The 21,035-nt window shown below is 57.2% G+C and carries 21 protein-coding genes and 1 pseudogene; 13 read left to right on the top strand and 9 right to left on the bottom strand.

The annotated features are described in order from the left end of the window. From ACIQ20_RS10465 to rplM, 4 genes and pseudogenes are all read right to left on the bottom strand, one after another. Window positions 1-855 (bottom strand): annotated as a pseudogene (locus ACIQ20_RS10465) (hypothetical protein); the annotation flags it as partial. A 97-nt stretch (window positions 856-952) separates the two neighbouring features. Next, window positions 953-2,002: an N-acetyl-gamma-glutamyl-phosphate reductase gene (gene argC / locus ACIQ20_RS10470; protein ID WP_395780066.1), complete on the bottom strand. Its 1,050-nt coding sequence runs from the start codon at window positions 2,000-2,002 to the stop codon at window positions 953-955. An 87-nt stretch (window positions 2,003-2,089) separates the two neighbouring features. Continuing rightward, window positions 2,090-2,572: a 30S ribosomal protein S9 gene (gene rpsI / locus ACIQ20_RS10475; RefSeq protein WP_395780068.1), complete on the bottom strand. Its 483-nt coding sequence runs from the start codon at window positions 2,570-2,572 to the stop codon at window positions 2,090-2,092. Beyond that, complete coding sequence (gene rplM, locus ACIQ20_RS10480) at window positions 2,572-3,039, bottom strand: 50S ribosomal protein L13 (protein WP_290808187.1); 468 nt, start codon at window positions 3,037-3,039, stop codon at window positions 2,572-2,574. The genes rpsI and rplM overlap by 1 nt, the downstream gene beginning before the upstream one ends. A 363-nt stretch (window positions 3,040-3,402) precedes the next feature. Here rplM and ACIQ20_RS10485 point away from each other — a divergent pair, with 363 nt between their 5' ends. The 12 genes from ACIQ20_RS10485 to ACIQ20_RS10540 all read left to right on the top strand — a co-directional run bounded on the left by ACIQ20_RS10485 (window position 3,403) and on the right by ACIQ20_RS10540 (window position 16,573). Next, complete coding sequence (locus tag ACIQ20_RS10485) at window positions 3,403-4,470, top strand: tyrosine-protein phosphatase (RefSeq protein WP_395780070.1); 1,068 nt, start codon at window positions 3,403-3,405, stop codon at window positions 4,468-4,470. Window positions 4,471-4,603: 133 nt separating this feature from the next. Beyond that, on the top strand, window positions 4,604-5,086 hold the full coding sequence (locus ACIQ20_RS10490) for a division/cell wall cluster transcriptional repressor MraZ (protein WP_395780072.1): 483 nt from the start codon (window positions 4,604-4,606) through the stop codon (window positions 5,084-5,086). Further along, window positions 5,083-6,060 (top strand): 16S rRNA (cytosine(1402)-N(4))-methyltransferase RsmH, encoded by a 978-nt coding sequence (gene rsmH, locus ACIQ20_RS10495; protein ID WP_395780074.1) that lies wholly within the window; start codon window positions 5,083-5,085, stop codon window positions 6,058-6,060. The genes ACIQ20_RS10490 and rsmH overlap by 4 nt, the downstream gene beginning before the upstream one ends. After that, complete coding sequence (locus ACIQ20_RS10500; protein ID WP_395780076.1) at window positions 6,057-6,476, top strand: hypothetical protein; 420 nt, start codon at window positions 6,057-6,059, stop codon at window positions 6,474-6,476. The genes rsmH and ACIQ20_RS10500 overlap by 4 nt, the downstream gene beginning before the upstream one ends. Further along, the gene (locus tag ACIQ20_RS10505; RefSeq protein WP_395780078.1) at window positions 6,473-8,215 is read left to right on the top strand and encodes a peptidoglycan D,D-transpeptidase FtsI family protein; all 1,743 of its coding nucleotides are present in this window, start codon (window positions 6,473-6,475) and stop codon (window positions 8,213-8,215) included. The genes ACIQ20_RS10500 and ACIQ20_RS10505 overlap by 4 nt, the downstream gene beginning before the upstream one ends. Then, entirely contained in the window at window positions 8,212-9,663 is a 1,452-nt protein-coding gene (locus tag ACIQ20_RS10510) for a UDP-N-acetylmuramoyl-L-alanyl-D-glutamate--2,6-diaminopimelate ligase (RefSeq protein WP_395780080.1), read from the top strand. Before ACIQ20_RS10505 ends, ACIQ20_RS10510 begins: the two co-directional genes overlap by 4 nt. After that, window positions 9,656-11,059, top strand: coding sequence for a UDP-N-acetylmuramoyl-tripeptide--D-alanyl-D-alanine ligase (gene murF, locus ACIQ20_RS10515; RefSeq protein ID WP_395780082.1), 1,404 nt, complete (start codon window positions 9,656-9,658; stop codon window positions 11,057-11,059). Before ACIQ20_RS10510 ends, murF begins: the two co-directional genes overlap by 8 nt. Continuing rightward, entirely contained in the window at window positions 11,059-12,144 is a 1,086-nt protein-coding gene (mraY, locus tag ACIQ20_RS10520) for a phospho-N-acetylmuramoyl-pentapeptide-transferase (protein WP_395780084.1), read from the top strand. Before murF ends, mraY begins: the two co-directional genes overlap by 1 nt. Window positions 12,145-12,163: 19 nt before the next feature. Further along, window positions 12,164-13,603, top strand: coding sequence for a UDP-N-acetylmuramoyl-L-alanine--D-glutamate ligase (murD, locus tag ACIQ20_RS10525; RefSeq protein WP_395780086.1), 1,440 nt, complete (start codon window positions 12,164-12,166; stop codon window positions 13,601-13,603). A gap of 29 nt (window positions 13,604-13,632) precedes the next feature. Next, window positions 13,633-14,802, top strand: a complete 1,170-nt coding sequence (locus ACIQ20_RS10530; RefSeq protein ID WP_395780088.1) for an FtsW/RodA/SpoVE family cell cycle protein — start codon at window positions 13,633-13,635, stop codon at window positions 14,800-14,802. Window positions 14,803-14,913: 111 nt separating this feature from the next. Next, window positions 14,914-15,999, top strand: coding sequence for a UDP-N-acetylglucosamine--N-acetylmuramyl-(pentapeptide) pyrophosphoryl-undecaprenol N-acetylglucosamine transferase (locus ACIQ20_RS10535; RefSeq protein WP_395780090.1), 1,086 nt, complete (start codon window positions 14,914-14,916; stop codon window positions 15,997-15,999). 49 nt (window positions 16,000-16,048) lie between these two features. Then, window positions 16,049-16,573, top strand: coding sequence for a hypothetical protein (locus ACIQ20_RS10540; protein WP_395780092.1), 525 nt, complete (start codon window positions 16,049-16,051; stop codon window positions 16,571-16,573). Between the two features lie 10 nt (window positions 16,574-16,583). Here the strand turns inward: ACIQ20_RS10540 and ACIQ20_RS10545 are convergent, their stop codons facing one another. From ACIQ20_RS10545 to ACIQ20_RS10560, 4 genes are read right to left on the bottom strand one after another with little or no spacing between them, the layout of a single operon-like run. Further along, window positions 16,584-17,345, bottom strand: coding sequence for a hypothetical protein (locus tag ACIQ20_RS10545; RefSeq protein ID WP_395780094.1), 762 nt, complete (start codon window positions 17,343-17,345; stop codon window positions 16,584-16,586). Further along, window positions 17,342-17,716, bottom strand: coding sequence for a hypothetical protein (locus ACIQ20_RS10550; RefSeq protein ID WP_346381332.1), 375 nt, complete (start codon window positions 17,714-17,716; stop codon window positions 17,342-17,344). The genes ACIQ20_RS10545 and ACIQ20_RS10550 overlap by 4 nt, the downstream gene beginning before the upstream one ends. Next, complete coding sequence (locus ACIQ20_RS10555; protein ID WP_395780096.1) at window positions 17,713-18,303, bottom strand: hypothetical protein; 591 nt, start codon at window positions 18,301-18,303, stop codon at window positions 17,713-17,715. The genes ACIQ20_RS10550 and ACIQ20_RS10555 overlap by 4 nt, the downstream gene beginning before the upstream one ends. Then, window positions 18,300-18,614 (bottom strand): PadR family transcriptional regulator, encoded by a 315-nt coding sequence (locus ACIQ20_RS10560; protein ID WP_298229065.1) that lies wholly within the window; start codon window positions 18,612-18,614, stop codon window positions 18,300-18,302. Before ACIQ20_RS10560 ends, ACIQ20_RS10555 begins: the two co-directional genes overlap by 4 nt. Before the next feature lie 141 nt (window positions 18,615-18,755). On the opposite strand from ACIQ20_RS10560, the gene murC reads away from it, so the two are divergent. Continuing rightward, window positions 18,756-20,156, top strand: a complete 1,401-nt coding sequence (murC, locus tag ACIQ20_RS10565; protein WP_395780098.1) for a UDP-N-acetylmuramate--L-alanine ligase — start codon at window positions 18,756-18,758, stop codon at window positions 20,154-20,156. Between the two features lie 21 nt (window positions 20,157-20,177). Here murC and ACIQ20_RS10570 read toward each other — a convergent pair whose 3' ends face one another. Then, the gene (locus ACIQ20_RS10570) at window positions 20,178-20,942 is read right to left on the bottom strand and encodes a hypothetical protein (RefSeq protein ID WP_395780100.1); all 765 of its coding nucleotides are present in this window, start codon (window positions 20,940-20,942) and stop codon (window positions 20,178-20,180) included. Window positions 20,943-21,035: the final 93 nt, after the last annotated feature.

Consider the following 21,035-nt stretch of genomic DNA (forward strand, 5'->3'; position numbering starts at 1 on the left):
CGCCAAGAGTGTCCAGTACCAGCGATAGCTAGACACCGCGTCAAACGGATAACCCAGGGGCGCGAGGAAAGACAGCAAGGTAAAGAACAGGCTGATAGCAAAGAGGGCTGTCCCGGTCACAGTGGCTGCCAGCTTTTGCGCAGCCCTTCGCCGTCCAGCCGGGCTGCGCTTCATATTTGCGCGACGCTGTGCTGCCCGTGATGGGCCGGTTGCGCGTTCAATCCGTTGTGCGGTTGAAGTCGGTTCGGGGTTCAATGGCCCGTTTACTGGTGCAGCAGGTGGCGTGTCGGTGATTTCGGCCTCGACTGGGGCCATAGGCTCCGGCGCGGGGGTGGCATCAGGCTCGGGATCGCTCTCGTTCCAACCCCTTGGGCTGGTTTCCTGAGCGAAGTCTTCCGCGGGCTGGAGAACTTGGTCCGGCTGAGCCGTTAAATCGGGTTCGCCCCCTTCGACTTCAAGTTCCGCGACCGGTTCTGCCAGAACGGCTTCAACCGGGGCGTCCACAATTGGCGCGTCGGGCAGAACCTCGGCGTCTACTTCTGGTTCAAGCTCGGCCACATGTTCAGGCTCTGGATCGGGCGCTTGCTTGTCTGCTGCACTCTCCATCCAATCCAACAGGCTGGGCTGGTCGGTTTCAACGGCGGGGGGTGACTTGGCTAACGGCGCTATCTCATCAACCCAAACGGGCTCGGCCACCGGTGCTGGCTCGTCAAATACGCTTTGGTCTGGATCTAATGGCGGAGCAGAACTCGCAGCAACGAGCATGGGTTCATCGCGTACGGAACGACCCAGGAGCGGGTCATATTCATCGTCCAGCTCATCAACAGGTCCCAGTCGTAGGATCGGTTTTGCCATATTTGCCCGACTCTCTCATCCGCCAAACAAGGCTAAAAGCCTCGCGTGCAAAACGTTGCGCACACGCGACAAGGCCCGACCTAGGCCAAGTTCTCCTTTACGGAAACAAGGGCTCCATCGTCAATCCTTGTGACTCAGGCAAGCCAAAGGCGACATTCATGTTCTGAATGGCCTGCCCACCTGAACCTTTGACCAGATTGTCGATCACGCCCACCACAATGACGCGGCCGGGGATCCGGTCTGGGAAGACCGCCAGAATGCAGAGGTTTGAACCCCTTACCCAGCGTGTATCTGGGGAGGCACCTTTGGGGGCCAACTTTACAAACGCTTCGTCCGCATAGCGCTGTTCCAGTGTCGCGCGCACATCGTCCACGGTCGCACCATTAGCCAGCTTCACATGGCAGGTCACCAGTTCACCACGGGTCATTGGCACCAAGTGAGGCGTGAAGTTCACCAAAACGGGTGCGCCAGAGGCGTGGGACAATTCCTGTTCAATCTCCGGCGCATGGCGGTGGTTGCCAACACTATAGGCGTGCAGGCCTTCGGCTGTTTCACAGAATAGATTGCCTTCTTTGAGGCCCCGCCCAGCGCCTGACACTCCAGACTTTGCGTCCACAATGATGTCACGCGGTGAGACGACGCCCGCTTCCACCAAAGGCTTGATCGCCAGCAGGGTTGCGGTTGGATAGCAACCGGGGCAAGCGATGATATCGGGCTTCTTGGCAAGTTCTGCCCGCGCAAACTCGGTCAGACCATACACCGCGTTGCGGGTCTTTTCGGGATGAAGATGGCTGCGGCCATAAACCGTGGCATAGGCACTAGGGTCGCGGAACCGGAAGTCGGCGCTTATATCAATCACGGTCACATGCGATGGCAGCTCACCCAAGAGCTCTTCACTGGCCCCATGCGGCAAACACCCAAACGCCACATCCACGCCGTCCCAATTGACATCTTCGGCCTTGATCAAGGTGCGATCGGCAAAAGGGTGCAAGTGCGGGAAGAGGTCACCCAGAGAGCGCCCAGCTTGCGCATTGGCCGTAATCGCGCCGACGCGGACGTTGGCATGGTGGGCGAGCAGGCGGATCGTCTCCGCCCCCGTATAGCCAGAGGCACCAAGGATTACGGCATTCAGGGTCTGGGTGGTCATGGGATTTGCCTTCAAAGTCCAAAACGAAAAACGGGCGGCCCGCTAAGGCCGCCCGCTTGAAACATGGATATGTTCGACGCGTAGGTCTTAGCGCTTGGAGAACTGGAAGCTACGGCGTGCTTTCGCGCGGCCATACTTCTTACGCTCAACCACACGGCTGTCGCGGGTCAGATAGCCGAACGGCTTCAGAACAGGGCGCAGGCCTGGCTCAAAGCGGGTCAAAGCCGTTGCGATACCGTGACGAACAGCACCAGCTTGGCCAGACAGACCGCCGCCCTTTACGGTGGCGATGACGTCAAACTCAGTGGCGCGATCGGTCACTTGCATAGGCTGGTTGATCACCATGCGCAGAACAGGGCGCGCAAAATAGGTGCCTTGGTCTTTGCCATTGATGGTGATTTTGCCGGTGCCGCGCTTTACCCAAACGCGCGCAATTGCGTTCTTACGCTTGCCGGTCGAATAAGCACGACCCAAGGAGTCGATTTCGGGTTCACGAACGACCACTTCCACAACACCTTCACCGGTGCCCATGGAGGCGAGGTCTTCGAAGCTCTTTGCTACTTCTTCCATTATGCGGCCCCGACGTTCTTGCGGTTACGACCCTTGAAATCTACCACTTCTGGAGATTGGGCCTCATGTGGGTGTTCGGTGCCAGCGTAAACGCGCAGCTTGCCGAATTGCGAGCGAGCCAGAGGGCTTTCCTTTGGCATCATGCGCAGAACAGCCTTTTCGAGCACGCGCTCTGGGAAGCGACCGCCGAGCAAACGCGCAGCAGTGGTTTCCTTGATGCCGCCAGCATAACCGGTGTGGCGATAATAAACTTTGTCACGCAGCTTGTTGCCGGTGAAAACAACCTTTTCTGCATTGATGACCACAACATGGTCGCCAACATCAGCATGAGGCGTGAAATCTGGACGGTGCTTGCCGCGCAAACGCATGGCGATAAAGGTCGCGAGGCGGCCAACAACCACCCCTTCGGCATCTACCACGATCCATTTACGGTCGGCTTCGTGCGTCTTGGCACTGAAGGTCTTCATGGAGTTAGTTCCAAATGAACGCGACCGCCCGAAAGGGGCGGCCACTTGAGAGCGGCGCTTCTAGGCGGACGGAAAACTTATGTCAACAGGCTTTCTGAAATTGATATAAAAACAGCATGTTAGATATGCGGTATTATGTTACCGTATATCTCGTCGACTAGATGCACAACGCATTTATCTGAATGGGACCTATAACGGCAAGGCCCTTGGCTTTCATTGAGGGCGGTCGGAGTGCATCGATAGGCAGCCCAATTTGTCGACCAAATAGCGACCAATAATCGCGAAAGCTTCATCATTCCATGATCAGACCGTCAAATAGCCTAGCTAGGCCCGAAAGATCATTTCACGGAGGGGAAGTTTATCATGGATCGTCGCACACTTCTGATTGGCCTATCGTCTGGCGTGGCTGTAGCGGCTACACAGACCCAAGCCGCAAGCCGCCTTAACGCGGCTGCAACACGCCTTGACCCCGCCAAAGTGCGGTTGACGTGGAATGCGTCCGCCGGTTCTGCCCGTGTTCTGACGTCGAGCGAACCCAATGCCAATCTGTTCGCGATGAAGGAGCTTGCTGCCGCTGTGCAAGATGGGCAGCTAGATGTAGCCGCCGCTATTTCTCCGCGCCCATACTTCCTGATCCGCACCCGCTCTGGAGGGCAAGTGCGAATTGCTGAGCGTCTTTTGCCGCTTGAAGGGGGCCGCAACTTCCGCGACTTAGGTGGCTATGCAGCGCACCGCGGTAAAAATGTAAGCTGGGGCAAAATCTATCGCTCTGGGGTGATGGCGAAGTTTACGACCAAGGACACCGCCTATCTGCGCAGCCTTGGTATCGCCGTGGTCTGTGATCTTCGCAGCGGGCAAGAGCGTTCTAGCGAGCCAAGCGCTTTGCTCGGAAGCGACGGAGTCAAAACGCTGTCTAAGGACTATGAGATGGGCTCGTCCTTGAACAAGCTGATGGCGGCGAAGACCAAAGGAGAAGCCGTCGTGATATTTGGCGATGCCTATATCGACTTCGCCCAGACGCTCGCGCCGCAATATACAGAGATGTTTGAAAACCTTTTGGAGAATAAAGCCCCGCTGGCGGTAAACTGCACGGCAGGTAAAGATCGCACCGGCGTGGCAAGCGCGCTGATCCTGTCCGTACTAGGTGTAGACCGCGCAACAGTGGTTGCCGATTACGCGCTGAGCCAGACCTTTGTGCCGCCATCTTACTATCTCAATCAGGCGTCTGGCGCGACCGCAGCCCAAACCAGCCCATTTGCACGATTGCCCCGTCCGGTTGCCGAAGTGATCTTGGGCTCAGACCCCGGTGTCATGCAGCATGCGCTTGGTCGCATGGACCGGGAATTTGGCGGGCCGGTTGGCCTTGCAAAGAAGCAATTTGGCCTGACAGACGCCGCGATTGCGAAATTGCGGACAGACTATTTGGTCTAGATTCCAAGGGCAGGGTTTATCTTACCCTGCTGCAATGCAGGTCAGGACCTGAATCTTCCCTTGAATCCACATAATCCCATTGAATGGGGCTAAATCCCATGTTATCCCAAAGATGAATTTCTTTGGGGGCTACATGCGCTTTGTTTCGACCTATGATGCGGGATTGGATGACAAGCGGCGGGTAACCCTGCCGGCTGACTTCCGCTCCGGGTTGAAGGCCGAAGGCGATGCGCAAGATCATGTGCGTGTTTGGCCCGGTGATGGCGATTGGCTGGAAGGGGCGGATGATCGCTTTATCGCTGCGCTGTCCCAATCCGCTGAAGACTTGGCGCAAGACGATCCCGAAGCGGCCGAGGCCGCAACCTTGGCCATTTTGGGTGGCTCTCGCAAGCTGGCGTTAGATGGGGCAGGCAGGATCGTCTTGCCAGAAACCTTTGTGTCGCATGCAAGCCTCGCAGATCGCGTCAGCTTTGTCGGTCTTGGACCCTATTTCCGCATCGCGAGCCCAGAGGTCGCTGCCCGCATGGCACAAACTGCGCGCGATCGTACTGCAGCCACCAAAGCCAAAATCTTCGCGATGGCGAGGCGCAAAGTGCGGGAAGGGGAGCCTGAATGAGCGGCCACTTACCCGTCATGATGGCTGAAGTGCTTGAGACCTTGGCCCCGCAAGCGGGTCAGGTGATTGTCGACGGCACCTTTGGCGGTGGTGGCTATACACGCGCGATTCTGGCTGCCGCACCCTGTCAGGTCATCGGCCTTGACCGAGATCCCGATGCGGTCTTGCGCGGGAAAGCTCTCGAACAGGAAATGTCCGGCCGTTTCACCATCGTTGAAACCCAGTTTTCCAAATTGGATGAGCTGCAAGACAAGATTGATGCAGTGGTCCTCGATATTGGTGTCTCATCCTTTCAGATTGACCAGCCAGAGCGCGGCTTTTCCTTCATGCAGGATGGGCCGTTAGATATGCGCATGGGCAAGGATGGCCCCAGTGCAGCAGATGTGGTTGCACAATTAAGCGAGGGTGAGCTCAGCACCTTGTTCCATGTTTACGGTGAGGAGCGCGAGGCACGCCGGATTGCGCGCGCCATTGTCACCGACAGGGCTGCGACCCCTTACTTGCGGACCTCAGAATTAGCGGGCGTGGTTTCCCGTGTTATTGGCCGTAAACATAAAGACCATATTCATCCTGCCACCCGCGTGTTCCAAGCGCTCCGCATTTATGTGAATGACGAGATTGGTGAGTTAGAAAAGGCCTTAGCGGCGGCTGAGGCTGTTTTGCCGCCTGGCGGTCGCTTGGTGGTGGTGACGTTTCACTCCCTTGAAGATCGTGCCGTCAAAACATTCCTCAACGACCGCAGCAAAGAAGCTCCAGGGTCGCGCCATGCCCCGGCCCAAGCTGGCCCCGCCGCCACGTTCAGCCTTGTAAACCGCAAGCCGCTGATCGCCTCAGAGGCTGAAGTTGAAGCCAATCCGCGTTCGCGGTCAGCGAAACTGCGCGCCGCTATCCGCACCAGCGCGCCAGCGCGCTCGGGCCGCGTGACAGGCATTGGCGGCGTCCCATCCCTAGACCAGATTAAGAGGGCCGCATGACAATGACCCGCACCCATTTGTTTGGATTTGTCGGCCTCGTGGCGCTGGCCTTTGCGCTCTACTGGGCCAAAGCAGAAGCCCAAGCGGTGCGCGAAAAAGTGTTGGTGCTACAAGATGAGGTCGATACCGAGCGTCGCGCTGTGCGGACCTTGGAAGCGGAACTCACCTGGGTTGAGCGACCGGACCGACTAGAAGCGGCAGCAACGCGCAGGCTGGGCTTAGTTCCGGTGACTGCTGATCGCATCGCGACCTTAGACGATATTGATCAGATCGCGCCCTTGCGCGTTGCACCGCCAGCCGTCAACGCCAATCCGATCGCGCCAAACGCCGCGTCAAAGCCAGCGGAGCCCGTCGCCGACAAGTCAAAAGCACTTGCGGCAAAGCCCGCCCCGGTCGTGACGGTGGTGGCACGATGAGCGACGCGCGCCGACCAGAACCTAGCTTTGATTGGCCTAGGCCAGCCCCCCGTGATCAAGGTGGAATTGGGACCATGCGTGGGCGCACCATCGCACTCGCCGTAGCCTTTTGTGCGGGCTTTGGTCTGTTAAGTCTCCGTGCTGTCCAGATTGGTCTGTTTCGGCCGGTTGATGAGGCCGCAACCGCCGCGCGTGCCGCCGTAGCACCGCCATCAAAGCGGGCCGATATTGTTGACCGTAATGGCCAATTGCTGGCCACTTCGCTCGTTGCCCATTCCCTTTATGCTGATCCAAAGCGCATCTGGGATCCGGTTGAGGCCGCGCGTGCTTTGCGCAAGGTCTTCCCAGAAATGGATGAGGCGAGCCTGGTTGAAAAGCTGTCGAGCCGCTCGCGCTTTGTCTGGATCAAGCGCCGCTTGACGCCCAAACAAAAGCAAGCCGTCTGGGAATTGGCAGAGCCCGGCCTTGAATTCATTGAAGAGTCCGAGCGGATTTATCCCATGGGCCATTTTGCAGGCCATGTGCTCGGCTCAATGCATCCCGATGGTTCAGGCATCAATGGGATAGAGCGCGCTCTAAATGATCGTCTGACCACGGGATCAGGCGCAGAACCTGTGCGGTTGTCCTTAGACATGCGCGTGCAATACATCTTGGAGCGTGAACTGGGCGAAGCCGCCAGCGCCTTTCGGGCACAGGGCGGTGCCGCCGTCATGCTGGATGCAAAAACAGGCGAAGTTATCGCCTCGGCTTCTTGGCCCTTCATGGACCCCAATCGGCCAGAGACCAACACGCCTAATCAACAGAATAATCGGGTAACCAATTCGCGCTTTGAAATGGGCTCGACCTTCAAGGTCTTTACCGTCGCGATTGGCCTTGAAGACAATATCATTACGCCTGAATCGGTATTCGACGCCCGCGCGCCGATGCGAATTGGGTCGGAGCTGATTTCAGACTTTCACGCCATGAATAAGATTGTGTCGGTTTCGGAAATTCTGGCCCACTCCTCCAACATCGGCACCGTGCGGATTGCTCGCTCGGTCGGCGCTCCACGCGTACGAGAATTCTTTTCGCGCCTTGGTCTGATGGAAGCCGCGGGCGGTGAGCTTTTGGAGAATGCGCGGCCAATTCTGCCCAAGCGCTGGAGCGAGATTGCCGCCGCAACCGCTTCTTTCGGGCACGGGATCGCGGTCTCACCGATGGCAGTGGCAGGCGGCTATGCGGCTGTTTCCAATGGTGGTCATTATATTCGCCCGACCTTTGTCGCTCGCGACCCCGCTATCCAGGTATCCAGCCGTGTGGTTCTGACCCCTGCGACGTCGAAAACCGTTGTGAAGCTTATGCGTGAAGTGGTGACTGATGGCACTGGCAAGAACGCGGATGCATTGGGCTATGAGGTTGCCGGCAAAACGGGGACCGCAGAGAAAGCAGGGCCAGACGGCTACGATTCTAATCGCCGCGTCTCAAGCTTTGCCGGGGTATTCCCTGCAAGCGACCCCCGTTACGCCATTGTTTTCTTGCTCGATGAGCCCAAGGGCTATGCAGAGTCGGGAGGTGCCGCCACCGCTGCATTTGCGGCAGCACCTTCTGTCTCGCGGATTATCGCGCGCTCTGCACCGCTTCTGGGGATTGCGCCAAACCGCGCGTTAGCTCAGATGGAGCCGCCGCGCGCGCCGACGCTTAAGTCTGCGCCACCACCAAAGACCAATCCGTCGCAGAAAGCGACGCAGGGGGAGCCATGAACCTCGCCGATCTCCTCGACTTAGAGTCGGGACATCCAGCTGCAAACCTCACCATCACCGGGCTATCATCTGATAGTCGCAAGACGAAGCCGGGGGACTTATTCGCCGCCCTGACGGGCACGCAAAGCGATGGCCGCGCCTATGTGGACCAAGCCGTTGCTGCTGGTGCTGTTGCGATTTTAGCTGAACCGGGCCTGTCCACATGCGGTGTGCCTGTCATTGAAGTGCCCCAAGCCCGCGCCGCGTTGTCGAGCGTGGCCTCGCGCTTTTATCCGCGTCAGCCAGCTTGTGTGGTAGCGATTACCGGCACCAATGGGAAAAGCTCCACCGTCGACTTCTTGCGCCAAATCTGGACCCATGCGGGCAGGGCGGCAGCCAGCGTTGGAACCTTAGGGGCAATTGGTCCCAAAGGCCGCATTGATTTGGGCTTCACCACGCCAGACCCGATTGCGTTGCATGCGACGCTTCAGAGTTTGGCTGATGAGGGCATCACCCATATCGCAATGGAAAGCTCCTCCCACGCCTTGGATCAGCGCCGCATGCATGGTGTGCGCCTGTCCGCTGCGGGCTTTTCCAATCTCACCCAAGATCATCTCGATTATCACGGCACCATGGCCGAATATCGCCAAGCCAAGCTGCGCTTGTTCAATGATTTATTGAGCGCGGGTCAGCCAGCGATTGTGAACGCCGACGCCGCCGAGGCGCTAGCCTTTGAAGAAGCGGCCAAAGCCAGATCACTGGACTTGAAACTAGTGGGCTGGCGTGGCGACTTTTTGAAGATCGAAGAACTCTGGCCCAAGCCTGCAAGCCAGCGGGTTGATCTGCGTTTCGCCAACAAGACCTACCCAGTTGAAATCCCTCTAATCGGAGAGTTTCAAGCCCTCAATGCGGTCATGGCTGCTGGCTTTGCTTTGTCTCTAGGCGAAGAGCTCAGCAAGGTCTTTGAAGGCTTGGCTGGCCTGAAAACGGTCAAAGGCCGGATGGAACATATTGGCAGCACCGAAGATGGTGCCCATGTGTTTGTCGACTATGCCCATACGCCAGACGGCTTGGATGTCCTCTTGCGTGCAGCCCGCCCGCATGCGCCCGGTCGCGTGGTTTTGGTATTTGGTTGCGGCGGTGACCGCGATAAGGGCAAGCGGCCCTTGATGGGCGGTTTGGCTGCAAAATTTGGCGATGTCGTCATCGTGACAGATGATAACCCCCGCACCGAAGACGCCGCCCAGATCCGCAAGGAAGTCATGGTCGGTTGCCCGGATGCGCTTGAAATTGGCGACCGCGGTGAGGCGATTGCCCATGCTGTTGGCTTGTTGAAAAAGGGCGATTGTCTTTTGATTGCAGGTAAAGGCCACGAGACCGGCCAATTGGTGCAGGGCCAAATTCTGCCATTCTCTGACCAAGAAGCTGCTGCATCCGCGCTTCTGGCGCGGGGAGGCACTCTTGACTGATCCTCTATGGACCTCGACGGCCGCAGCCTTCGCCGTTTCGGGCAAGGCGCAGGGCCGATGGGCCATCAATGGCATTTCGATTGATAGTCGTGCGGTGGAACCCGGGGACTTGTTTGTTGCGCTCAAAGCCGAGCGCGATGGCCACAGCTTTGTACGAAATGCCTTAGCTGCGGGTGCTGGCGCTGCCATGGTGGTTGACCCCACGTGCGCGGAGGCAGGCGCGCCGCTCTTGGTGGTACCCGACACATTGCTGGCGCTTGAAAATCTTGGCACCCAGGCACGTCGTCGCAACGTCATTGCGACCCGTGTGGCCATCACAGGCTCGGTTGGCAAAACGACGGTCAAGGAAATGACGGCGACAGCTTTAGCCGCCACGGCCAAGACCCACCGCTCGGTCAAGTCTTATAATAACCACTGGGGCGTGCCGCTGACCTTGGCCCGCATGCCGGGCGACGCGCGCTTTGGTGTGTTTGAGATCGGGATGAATCACGGTGGTGAAATCTCTCGCCTATCGCCGCAGGTCAGGCCCCATATTGCCGCTATCACCATGGTCGCAGCGGTCCATATCGAGCATTTCGCAGATGAGACAGGGATTGCTGATGCTAAGGCAGAAATCTTCTTAGGCCTTGATGCGGGCGGCACGGCCCTCATCCCCGGTGACAATCGCCATGCTGCGCGCTTGGCGGCGCGCGCCCGCGACCGCGATGGTATCTCTATTGTGACGTTTGGGATGCAACCAACCTTTGACTCCCACGTCGTCGCGATTGACGAGATGGTGCAAGGCCGACGTGTGACTGCCGACATTATGGGTCAAGAGCTTACCTGGGTAATCCAAGAACCTGGGGCTCATTGGGTTCATAACGGCCTGTGCGCGCTGACCTTGGCGGTGTTGGCCGGGGGCGATGGGCAAGCCGCCGCCGCCGCACTTTCGCAATTTGGTGCCATTGATGGTCGCGGTGTGTCACGACCGATTTCGTTGGCCGCAGGTGGCTTCTTTGTTTTGGTGGATGAGGCTTATAACGCCAACCCCGCTTCGATGGCCGAAGCAATTTCCACTTTGACCGAGCGTGCTGGCCTGCGCCGCATTGCCGCTTTGGGCGACATGCTGGAATTGGGTGCACAGGAAAATGCGTATCATGCTGGCGTGGCAGACGATGTCATCCGCGCCAATATTGACCTCGTCTTCTGCGCCGGCCCCCGCATGAAACATTTGTGGGATGCTTTGCCCCCCGCCCAACGCGGGGCTTATGCCACAAGCGCTGCGGAGCTTGCACCCATGCTCGCCAAAACGGTGCAAGCAGGTGACGTTGTCATGGTCAAAGGATCAAATGGGTCGAAGATGGCCGAAGTTGTGCGTGCGTTGCAAGCACTTGAAGCCCCCGCTGGAGAGAGCTGATGCTGTACGAATTGCTGCACACCCACTTTAACATCTTCACCTATTTGACCTTCCGAACGGCAGGAGCCGTGGTCACAGCTGCCTTGATCATGTTTGTCTTCGGCAAACCAATGATTGGCTGGCTTCGGGTAAAGCAGGGCAAGGGTCAGCCGATCCGAACCGACGGCCCAGAAACCCATTTCAAAAAGGCCGGCACACCGACCATGGGCGGGGCCATGATCTTGTTGTCCATCTTTGTTGGCGCGCTTTTGTGGGCAGACTTAAAGAACCCCTATGTCTGGATCGTCTTAGGTGTGACGGCGGGCTATGGTTTCATTGGCTTTCTTGATGATTACGCCAAAGTCGCCAAGCAGAAGACCGATGGTGTCTCCTCGCTTTTCCGATTGGCAGGCGAATTTGTGGTGGCTTTCATTGCCGTCTATTTCATCGCCCAGCTACAAAATGCGGGGGACAACGCGCCGCCTGGCTTCGGGACGTCGATTGCCTTTCCGTTCTTCAAGGACCTTTTGCTCAATTTAGGCTGGTTCACGCTGGTTTTCGGCATGATTGTTGTCGTCGGCTTCGGGAATGCTGTGAACATGACCGACGGCTTAGATGGTCTAGCCATTATGCCGGTAATGATCGCATCAGCCACGTTTGGCTTGATTGCGTATCTCGTCGGCAATTTCGTTTTCGCCAATTATCTCCAGCTTCACTTCGTGCAAGGCGTGGGCGAAATCGCCATCATTCTGGGCGCGGTCTTGGGTGCTGGCCTTGGCTTCCTGTGGTGGAATGCGCCGCCTGCGCAAATCTTCATGGGCGATACGGGTTCGTTGGCTCTGGGCGGTCTTCTTGGCATCACGGCTGTAGCAACCAAGCATGAGTTCGTGCTGGCCATTGTCGGCGGTCTGTTCGTGCTGGAGCTGGTCTCGGTGATCGTACAGGTCACCAGCTTCAAGCTGACTGGCAAGCGGGTATTTCGAATGGCCCCAATCCACCATCACTTTGAGAAATTGGGTTGGAGTGAGCCCACCGTGGTGATCCGCTTCTGGATTATTGCTACTGTTTTGGCCTTGATCGGTCTGACCACTTTGAAGCTGCGTTAGAGTTTAAGGACCGAAGCTTATGTTCCCTGTCACCACGTTCAAAGGCCAAAAAGTCGCCGTCTTCGGCTTGGCGCGCACAGGGATCGCAGCAGCTTTGGCCTTGAAAGCAGGCGGTGCACAGGTTCTGGCGTGGGACGAGGGCGAAGCCGGTCGGGCAGCGGCGGTGGCCCAAGGCTTGACGCCGGTTGACCTGTCCGAAACCGCGTTTGAGGATATGGCCGCCTTGGTCATGAGCCCGGGTGTGCCCATCTATGGCCCGAAGCAACATTGGACAGTTACCAAGGCCGAAGCGGCAAATGTGCCCGTGATTGGTGATGTTGAGCTCTTTGCCCGTGAACTCAATGCCATTCCTGAAGCTCAGCGTCCTGCCGTGGTCGCCATAACGGGCACCAATGGTAAATCCACGACTACCGCTCTAATCACCCATATTCTGTCGTCCAATGGCAAGGATGTGCGCATGGGGGGCAATATTGGGACAGGCGTGCTCGCCCTTGATCCACCCCGTCCAGACGCCATCTATGTGCTGGAGCTATCCTCCTACCAGCTTGATCTCGTCGAAAGCTTACGAGCCAAAGCCGCCATCCACCTTAATCTGACGCCAGACCATTTAGAGCGCCATGGCACGATGGAGCGCTATGCAGCTGCCAAGCGGCGTATCTTTAACAATCAAACCGCGACCGATTGGGCGATTGTTGGCGTGGATGACGATTGGGGCATGGCGCTGTGCACGCGCATGAATGCCGGGGCACAGCGGGTTGTCGTGCCGATTTCTGCCTGCCAAGCGCTGGGCAAAGGGGTTTGCGCGCTGGGTTCTATGCTGTGGGATAATTTGGATGGTCGCAGTCAAATGGTCGTCGACCTTGCCCATGCCCATGCGCTTCCGGGCTCTCACAATGCGCAAAATGCAGCCGCAGCTTATGCGGCTGCCCGCGCGCTTGGCCTCAGCGCGCAAGCTATCACCAAAGCGCTGATCAGTTTTCCGGGTCTTGAACATCGCTTACAAGAGATTGGGCAAGTCGGGCCGATCCGGTTTTATAATGACTCCAAGGCGACGAATGCAGATGCTGCCGCCCAAGCCTTGGCGGCTTTCCCAAAATCGCGTTGGATTGTCGGCGGGCAAGCCAAGCTAGGCGGGATCGACAGCCTTTCGCCTTTGTTTGATCACGTCACAAAAGCCTATCTGATTGGCGAGGCCGGCGAAGCCTTTGCTAAGACCCTTGAGGGCCATGTCCCGTTAGAGATTTGCGGCACAATCGATTTGGCAACCGCGCGGGCCTATGCCGATGCGCAAGAGACACAAAGCGAGGAGATCATCATCCTGTCGCCCGCTTGCGCCAGTTTCGATCAATTTCCAGATTTTGAGGCACGAGGACGGCATTTTACCGCCTGCGTGAAAGGACTCATTAACCCTGATGATGGCCTATCGGCGCAAGCGCTTGCTGCCGCCGAAACGGCGTAGCGCCCTTACGTCCTTTTTGGAGCCACCCCATGGCGATGCTCGCTTCTGTCAGACTGCCTCGTGCTGAATTCACCTTTATCGCTGACTGGTGGCGGACGATTGATCGCCCCATTGTGCTGATTGCGGCGGTTCTGATGACCATGGGACTGGTGTTCAGCTTTGCCTCTTCGGGGGCGGCAACAGGGCGCTTGGGCTTTAACAATGAGTATTTCTTTGTGTTGCGCCAAGCAATGTTTGTCTCACTCGGCGCAGCCGTTGTGGTGGCTTTGTCTTTCCTAAGTCCAACGGGCGCACGACGGGCCGCCGCCGTTTTCTACCTATTGGCCGTCATCTTGATGGTTTATATTCTGATGTTTGGGCATGAGGCCAAAGGGGCGCAGCGTTGGCTGCGCATTGGCAGCTTTTCGTTCCAACCGTCGGAACTTCTCAAACCCTCTCTGATTGTGCTGGCGGCTTGGTTGTTTTCTAAGCGCATTGAGACCCCATCCTTTCCTGCCGCGCGCATTGGCATGGCGCTTTATGTCCTGCCGGTTGCGCTATTGATCGCTCAGCCCGACATTGGACAGACAGGTCTTTTGACCATGGCTTTCCTGACTGTGTTTCTGATTTCGGGCATGTCTTGGGTCTGGATTGCGGCCTTTGCCAGTGCCGCAGTCGTCGGCGGCGGGGTTTTGTATTTTGCTTTTGAACACGTGCAAAAGCGCGTTCAAGGCTTTTTGAATCCCGAAGCTGGCGAAACTTATCAAACGGACCGGGCGCTTGATGCGATTGCGGCTGGCGATTTCTTGGGCCGTGGCCCGGGCGAGGGCGAGATCAAGCACTTTCTGCCTGATGCCCATACCGACTTCATCTATTCGGTTGCCGCAGAAGAGTTTGGCTTGATTGCGAGCGTAGGCCTTGTGGTTCTGTTCTGCGCGCTGGTGGTGCGCGGTCTTTTGATCGCCAATCGCCAAAGCGAGAACTTCCCGCAATTGGCCGCAACAGGTCTTTTCGCCCTGATCGGTTATCAAGCGGCGATCAACCTGGCGGTGAACTTGAACCTGATGCCAGCCAAGGGCATGACGCTGCCCTTTATCTCCTATGGCGGCTCATCCATCTTGGGCTCTGCCGTCACCATTGGTCTGGCTTTGGCTTTAACCCGCAAGCGGCCCGGGCAAGATTTGCGCAATGGCAAGGAACAAGGCTGGGTAGGCTGGTAAGGCGCGAAGATTTTCCTCATTCAGCAGTCACTTACCGCCCAAGTCGCTTCAATCTGGCCTCAAAGCGCCCTAAAGAACGGGCCATTGCCTCTCCAAGGATGAAGTTTAGAAATGGGTCCCCTTGTTATTATTGCTGCTGGTGGCACTGGCGGTCATATGTTTCCAGCCCGCGCTTTTGCTGACGCCATTGTCGCGCGTGGCGGTCGTGTCGCTTTGGTAACCGACCCACGTGGCAAGCGTTATACAGAAGGCTTTCCCGCCGAAGAAGTTTTGATCCTGCCGGTCACCAATGCGGATGAAGGCGGGATTAAGGGCAAGATTGATGCGGGCTTTGCCGTGATGAAAAGCCTCAATCTCGTCGGCCCCTTTATCAAAAGCCATGAGCCCGCAGCGATTATTGGCTTTGGCGGCTATCCGACGTTTCCGGTATTGTTTTCCAGCGGCAAAGTGCCTGTCATCGTGCATGAGCAAAATGCGGTACTGGGCCGCGTCAATCGCCTGTTTCAAGGCAAGGCTGTTTCCATTGCTTCAGGCTTTGCCCAGCTCGACGGGCTGGAACATCCAGACAAACACGTCGTCGTCGGCAACCCCGTGCGCCAGCCCATCGTCGATGCCCGCTTGGATGGCTATCCCGATCTCTCCAGCGGCAATTTGCGCATCCTGGTAACCGGCGGCAGCCAAGGCGCGCGCGTACTAGGCAGCATTGTGCCCCAAGCCATCGCCGCATTGCCAGAGCATTTGCGTGCGCGCCTGTTCGTGTCGCACCAAGTCCGCGAAGAGCAATGCGACTTCGCCCGCGATACCTACACCGAAGCCGGCGTTCAGTGCGAGGTTTGGCCCTTCTTCAAGGATATGGCGGACCGTTTGGCCAAAAGCCATTTGGTTATCGGGCGCGCTGGGGCTTCTACTGTATCTGAAACCGCCGTGGTCGGTCGCCCTGCCATTCTGGTGCCGCTCCCTGGTGCGACCAATGACCATCAGACTTTCAATGCCGAAGCCTTGGCCAGTGTCGGCGCAGCCGATGTGATCAAGGAGACGGAATTTACCGTCGATGCTTTGGCCCAGCTGTTGGAAAACCTTCTGACAGCGCCTGACGAGCTACAAAAGCGCGCTAAAGCCGCCAGAAGCGTCGGCAAGCCAGACGCGGCAGACGCCTTGGCTGATCTGGTATTTGCGGCGATTCAACAAGGGGTTTAACGTTGAAGGACTTGGGCTGGTTTTCGCCTAAGGCAAATGGGGGCAGACGATGGCGGTAGTCAAAGGACAGGTTGAACCCATCAATATGGTTGAGGGCCCAGCCTCCCTTAGTGCCACGCGGATCGCATCTCCGGGCCACGTTCCAATTGCTGCTGCCATGCCGATGATCTTCTCGGTCAATCAGCAGGTCGTATCTTTTGATGGGCGTTTCCCCGTGGAGGCAGCCGTCGGCGATGAAATCCTTGTCGCGGGGACAATCAAACAAGACGGCATGTTGCATGCCACAGCCTATGAGAACTTGACCCGTGCAGTCGGCAAAACAAGCGTTTTCCCCAGCATTTTAATGCCAGTCCTCTATATCAGCACAGCGTTAGGCATCCCCTTTTTCTTTTGGGTCATGTCTTTGATCCAAGCAGACTATAGCGATCCGTTTTTTCTGATATTAGCGATTATCATGCTGGGAAGTTTTGCTGTGCCGCCCTTCATCTTCTACGCGCTCAATCAACGCATGCAGCGCGATGCCCAAGACCTCGCCAACTATGCGCGCGACCACTTGCTTAGCCGGCGCGATTAGCTGTTGCCGACTAGTTGGTTTGCTGTGCTGCGCCAAGGCGTTGGAGCGCTAGTGAAGCGAGATTTAGCAAGATTAGGGGTGTGGCCATCCAAGGCATGAAAGCCCAATTGTTGACTGCTGATTGGATCGCCAAAGTTTGCAAGACCAATGGCCATAACGCAACGACTATCAAACCGGCCAATCCGACCATCGGTAATTTGTCGGGCTTGGCAAAGCCAAGCCAGCCGACCCCCGCATAAAGCACGATGCCCAGTACTGCCCATGTGTCAAGCTCGATTTGGTTCGAGCCCTGCCAGTGGTGTAGCGCGGCAAAGCCTGCGAATATCGCTGCCAAAACAAAAGCCATCGCCGAAATCATACGGATGCCAACAACACTCATCGCGACACGATCCCGCGCACGCAAGAGTGCGATAGTCGCACCCATGGAAGCGACAAATGAAAATGCCCCGACGACCAAATTGCTGAAAACAAACGCTGCTTGATGCGACAAGGGCGCGTCTGAATATCTGGGAAGCCAGCTATAGCTGAACCAAGCGCAATAGATCGTCAGCCCGAAGAAGAGTGCAGCACTACCGCCGAGCACAAGCTGGGTCATCCGGGTTGCATTCAGGGCATTGGACAAGATCGCGCTCCAAAAGCACCCTAGGGCAAAGCCCAGATGATCGGCCTCTAGCGCTTCAAATTCATGGGCCATTGCGTCCGCCCAGTTTCTCCGCTCGGGCGGCATGATGGTGTGGGCAAGGCGCAGAAGATAACGAGCAAGCCCCTTCATGCGGATGGATCCGGCATTGCATATTCCGACGGTTTGTACAGCACCGCGCCAACGGTCAGCCCGACATAAAGCACCAGCCCGACCAGCGCCTGGGGTGCTTTCAACAAGGGCACTGCGAGCATGAAAAATCCGGCGACTAGAGTATTGCCCAAGATTAGGCAATTCCTAACAACAAGGTCGCGCTGCGCCATTCGTAGGGTGATAATGTTGAGGAGTGCTCCCAGCAGGAGCGCAACCCCGGAACCTAAGAACCAGAGCGTTTGCAACTCCCAGACGCGCTGGGCCAAAAATCCTGCAATTGCCAAATGGGCCAGAGCAAGCACTAAAGCCAAGATACTGGCTGCCCACATGAGCAGCGTCATGGTCTTCATGACTCACCGCCAAGCGACTTGTTCGCCTGCCGCTTGTAGAGCCGCCCAGTCGCGATTGCGAGGCTGGCACCAAGCACTGCTGACCAGAGCACAAGCCCCTCAAATGCCAGTGCTCGATAAAGGGCTTCATGCGGCGGTTCGGGAAATGATGTATTCATAGCGACAATGCTCAGTCCGCTTAGAGCGAACATGACAATAGCAATTGTAACCACGCGCCATTCTTTGCAGTTTGCAAGCAGTCGTGAACACCATCCAAACACAAGTCCGATTGTTCCCAAAACCATTGCTGCCTGAGGATAAGCAGGTAACATGCGGAGGACTGCAACCAAGGCAAACATGGCAAGCAGGCCTGTGGCCCCGGAAACAACCCAGCGCACTTCGCCTAGCAGGAAATCAATAGTCCTCGCCCGCTCAAGAGAAATCGTTACAAGGCACCCCACTGCGAATGCAAGCGCCTCGCCGGGGTCGGTGATCTCGTCGCGCTCGCGCGCCATGGCTTCAGCCCATTGTGCCTTTCCCTTTGGCGCTAAAGCCTGACAATGGCGCAGTAACATTGTTGCAGTTGTATGCCGCATATCTCCGATCATGCTTGCACCTGTGCGCCATAAGGTATGGGATCGGTTTCAGTATTTAGAGTGGGCAATTCGCGGTAGAATTCCAACCCTTTTGCTGTCAGGCGATAGGCGTGGCGGGCAGGTTTTCCCAATTGCTCTGGCTCTAGCCACTGAGCTTCAAGCAGGCCGCGATCAGATAGGCGCATCAGGATGGGATAGAGTGTGCCGGATTTCAATCCGGTTTCCTTGATCAGATCATAGCCATGGCGCCAACGGCTTGGTGCGTCGGCCAACGCCTGCATAAGGGTGCGGGCTTCATTAGAGAGCGGACGATTGCGTTTCATATATTAAATACAACATATGTAGATTTAAGAGTCAAGGCAGAGAATTGGAGGGCTGCGCAGGGTTTCAAACAGCGCTCAGAGTTGCCACTTTCGTGCTTTCGGTGTTCACAGAGAAACTTGTGAATCAGAAAGTCCTAAGCCATGCGAACCAACTCCATCCCCCTCGATATCGGTGCCATCCACATTGTCGGCATTGGCGGGATTGGGATGAGTGGGATTGCCGAAGTCCTCGCCCATTGGGGCCATAAGGTTCAGGGCTCTGACGCTAAGGACAGCGCCAATCTCGACCGTTTGCGCAGGGCCGGGATCAAGGTGTTTGTCGGCCATGATGGGGCACATGTGGCCGAGGCCGGGATTGTGTTGATTTCCTCGGCTGTGAAGCCCGACAATCTCGAAGTCGTGGCCGCGCGCGATCAAGGCATTCCTGTGGTCCGCCGGGCTGAGATGCTGGCAGAGCTGATGCGCTTGGGCTGGACGATTGCGGTTGGCGGCACGCACGGCAAGACAACCACCACCAGCATGGTGGCGACACTTCTCGATGCAGCAGACAAAGACCCCACCGTGATCAATGGCGGCATCATCAACGCTTATGGGACCAATGCGCGGGTTGGCTCGGGTGATTGGATGGTGGTCGAAGCCGATGAGAGCGACGGCACCTTCACCAAATTGCGCCCCACCATCGCCATCGTCACCAATATGGACCCAGAGCATCTGGACTTTTATGGCACGGCTGAGGCGATGGAGGCCGCGTTTGAGACCTTTGTGGCTTCTGTGCCCTTCTATGGTTTTGCCGTCATGTGTATCGACCATCCGGGCGTGCAGGGCTTGGTCGCGCGGGCGACCGACCGTCGCGTGGTAACTTATGGCTTTAACCCGCAGGCCGATGTGCGCGCTTTGAACTTGGAAGCAGACCCGGATGGTTCGCGCTTTAGCGTCGCCTTTGCGGCCAAGCGCGGCAGCCCAGCCCACCAGATCAATGACCTACATCTGCCCATGCCCGGCCTGCACAATGTCACCAACGCCTTGGCCGCCATCAGCGTGGCCCGCGAACTGGGTGCCACCGATGCCCAGATCGCCAAGGGCCTGCGAGAATTTGAAGGCGTCAAGCGCCGCTTCACCAAAGTGGGTGAGTGGCAAGGTGTGCGCATCATTGATGATTATGGCCACCACCCGGTCGAGATCGCCGCCGTCCTCAAAGCCGCGCGCCAAGTCACGGCTGGCAAAGTCGTCGCCGTCGTCCAACCCCACCGCTTTAGCCGTCTGCAAGCCCTGTTTGAAGACTTCGCCCGCTGTTTCAACGATGCCGACGTGGTCGCCATCGCCGACGTCTATACCGCAGGCGAGGCCCCGATTGAGGGCGTGGATGCCGATGCCTTGGTACGCGCGGCGCGCGACCATGGCCACAAGCGCGCCCTGAAACTCGCGTCCCCCGACGATCTACCCGCGCTTCTAAAAGCCGAGTGCACCTCAGGCGACATCTTCGTCTGCCTCGGTGCGGGCGACATCACCGCCTGGGCCAACGGCCTGCAGGCGAAGTTGTAGGGGTTGGGGGCAAAGCGGGCCTTAACGACTCGAGCTGAAACTGGTAGTGAAACTGACCGTAAGCTTGGGTAGGGACGCGACATTGAGGCAATTTCTGCGGGCCGGACTGAAAGACATGTTCATCGCCTCATTGGTAACCGGGACATAAAATGCGGGTTCCGTCACATGGGTGATCAAAAATCCCAAGACTTTGCCGGTCGACGCGACAATGTGAAACCCATCTATAGTGCCCTGCAATCCAGCAGCAATTGCCTTATCGGGATAGGCCCTTTCGATTGAAAAATTGGTCAAACGTTTGACATCTCTGTTCGGGACATTGCACGCCAAACCCGTCGGAACCGAAGCAGCATTTCCCTCCGCAAGTTCATAGTAACGCGACATTGCATCTCTTAGCGCCGGTCGCACCATATAGGCGGGTCCCCGAATGCTAAGATACTCGAGATAGCCCGCTTCTGTGTCACTGGCCTTCACGCGGTCCCAAGCTTCTTGCCAGACCTGATCTAACTCGCTTCGTGCGGATTTGCCTCTCTTAGGCTTATCGGGTGTCATACGAGGCAGAAGATCTGTCAAAAGGGCAGGGCGGGCGCGCTCGCGCGCGACGACGCTGAACACGCCAGTTGGGAATGCGTCAAGATAGCCCTGATAGGCGTCACGTGTTCCCGCTTGATCTGCCACCTGAAAGGCATCGACGTCAGCCGAATTGATAGCCTGCGCGTGGCCGTTGCTTATAAAGAGGCATAAGAAAAGGACGGCAAGACTGAATTTGGCAAATGGGATCTGTTTCATGAACGGGTTCCATCTTGTTCCAATATCGAGGTGTTAGGTCTGATTGGTGACGTTAGGATATTAAAGTCCACTTCTCAACTCCCGATGCGAAGC

Origin of the sequence: Aquidulcibacter sp., assembly GCF_044346625.1 — a bacterium.
Taxonomy (GTDB): Bacteria; Pseudomonadota; Alphaproteobacteria; order Caulobacterales; family Aquidulcibacteraceae; genus Aquidulcibacter.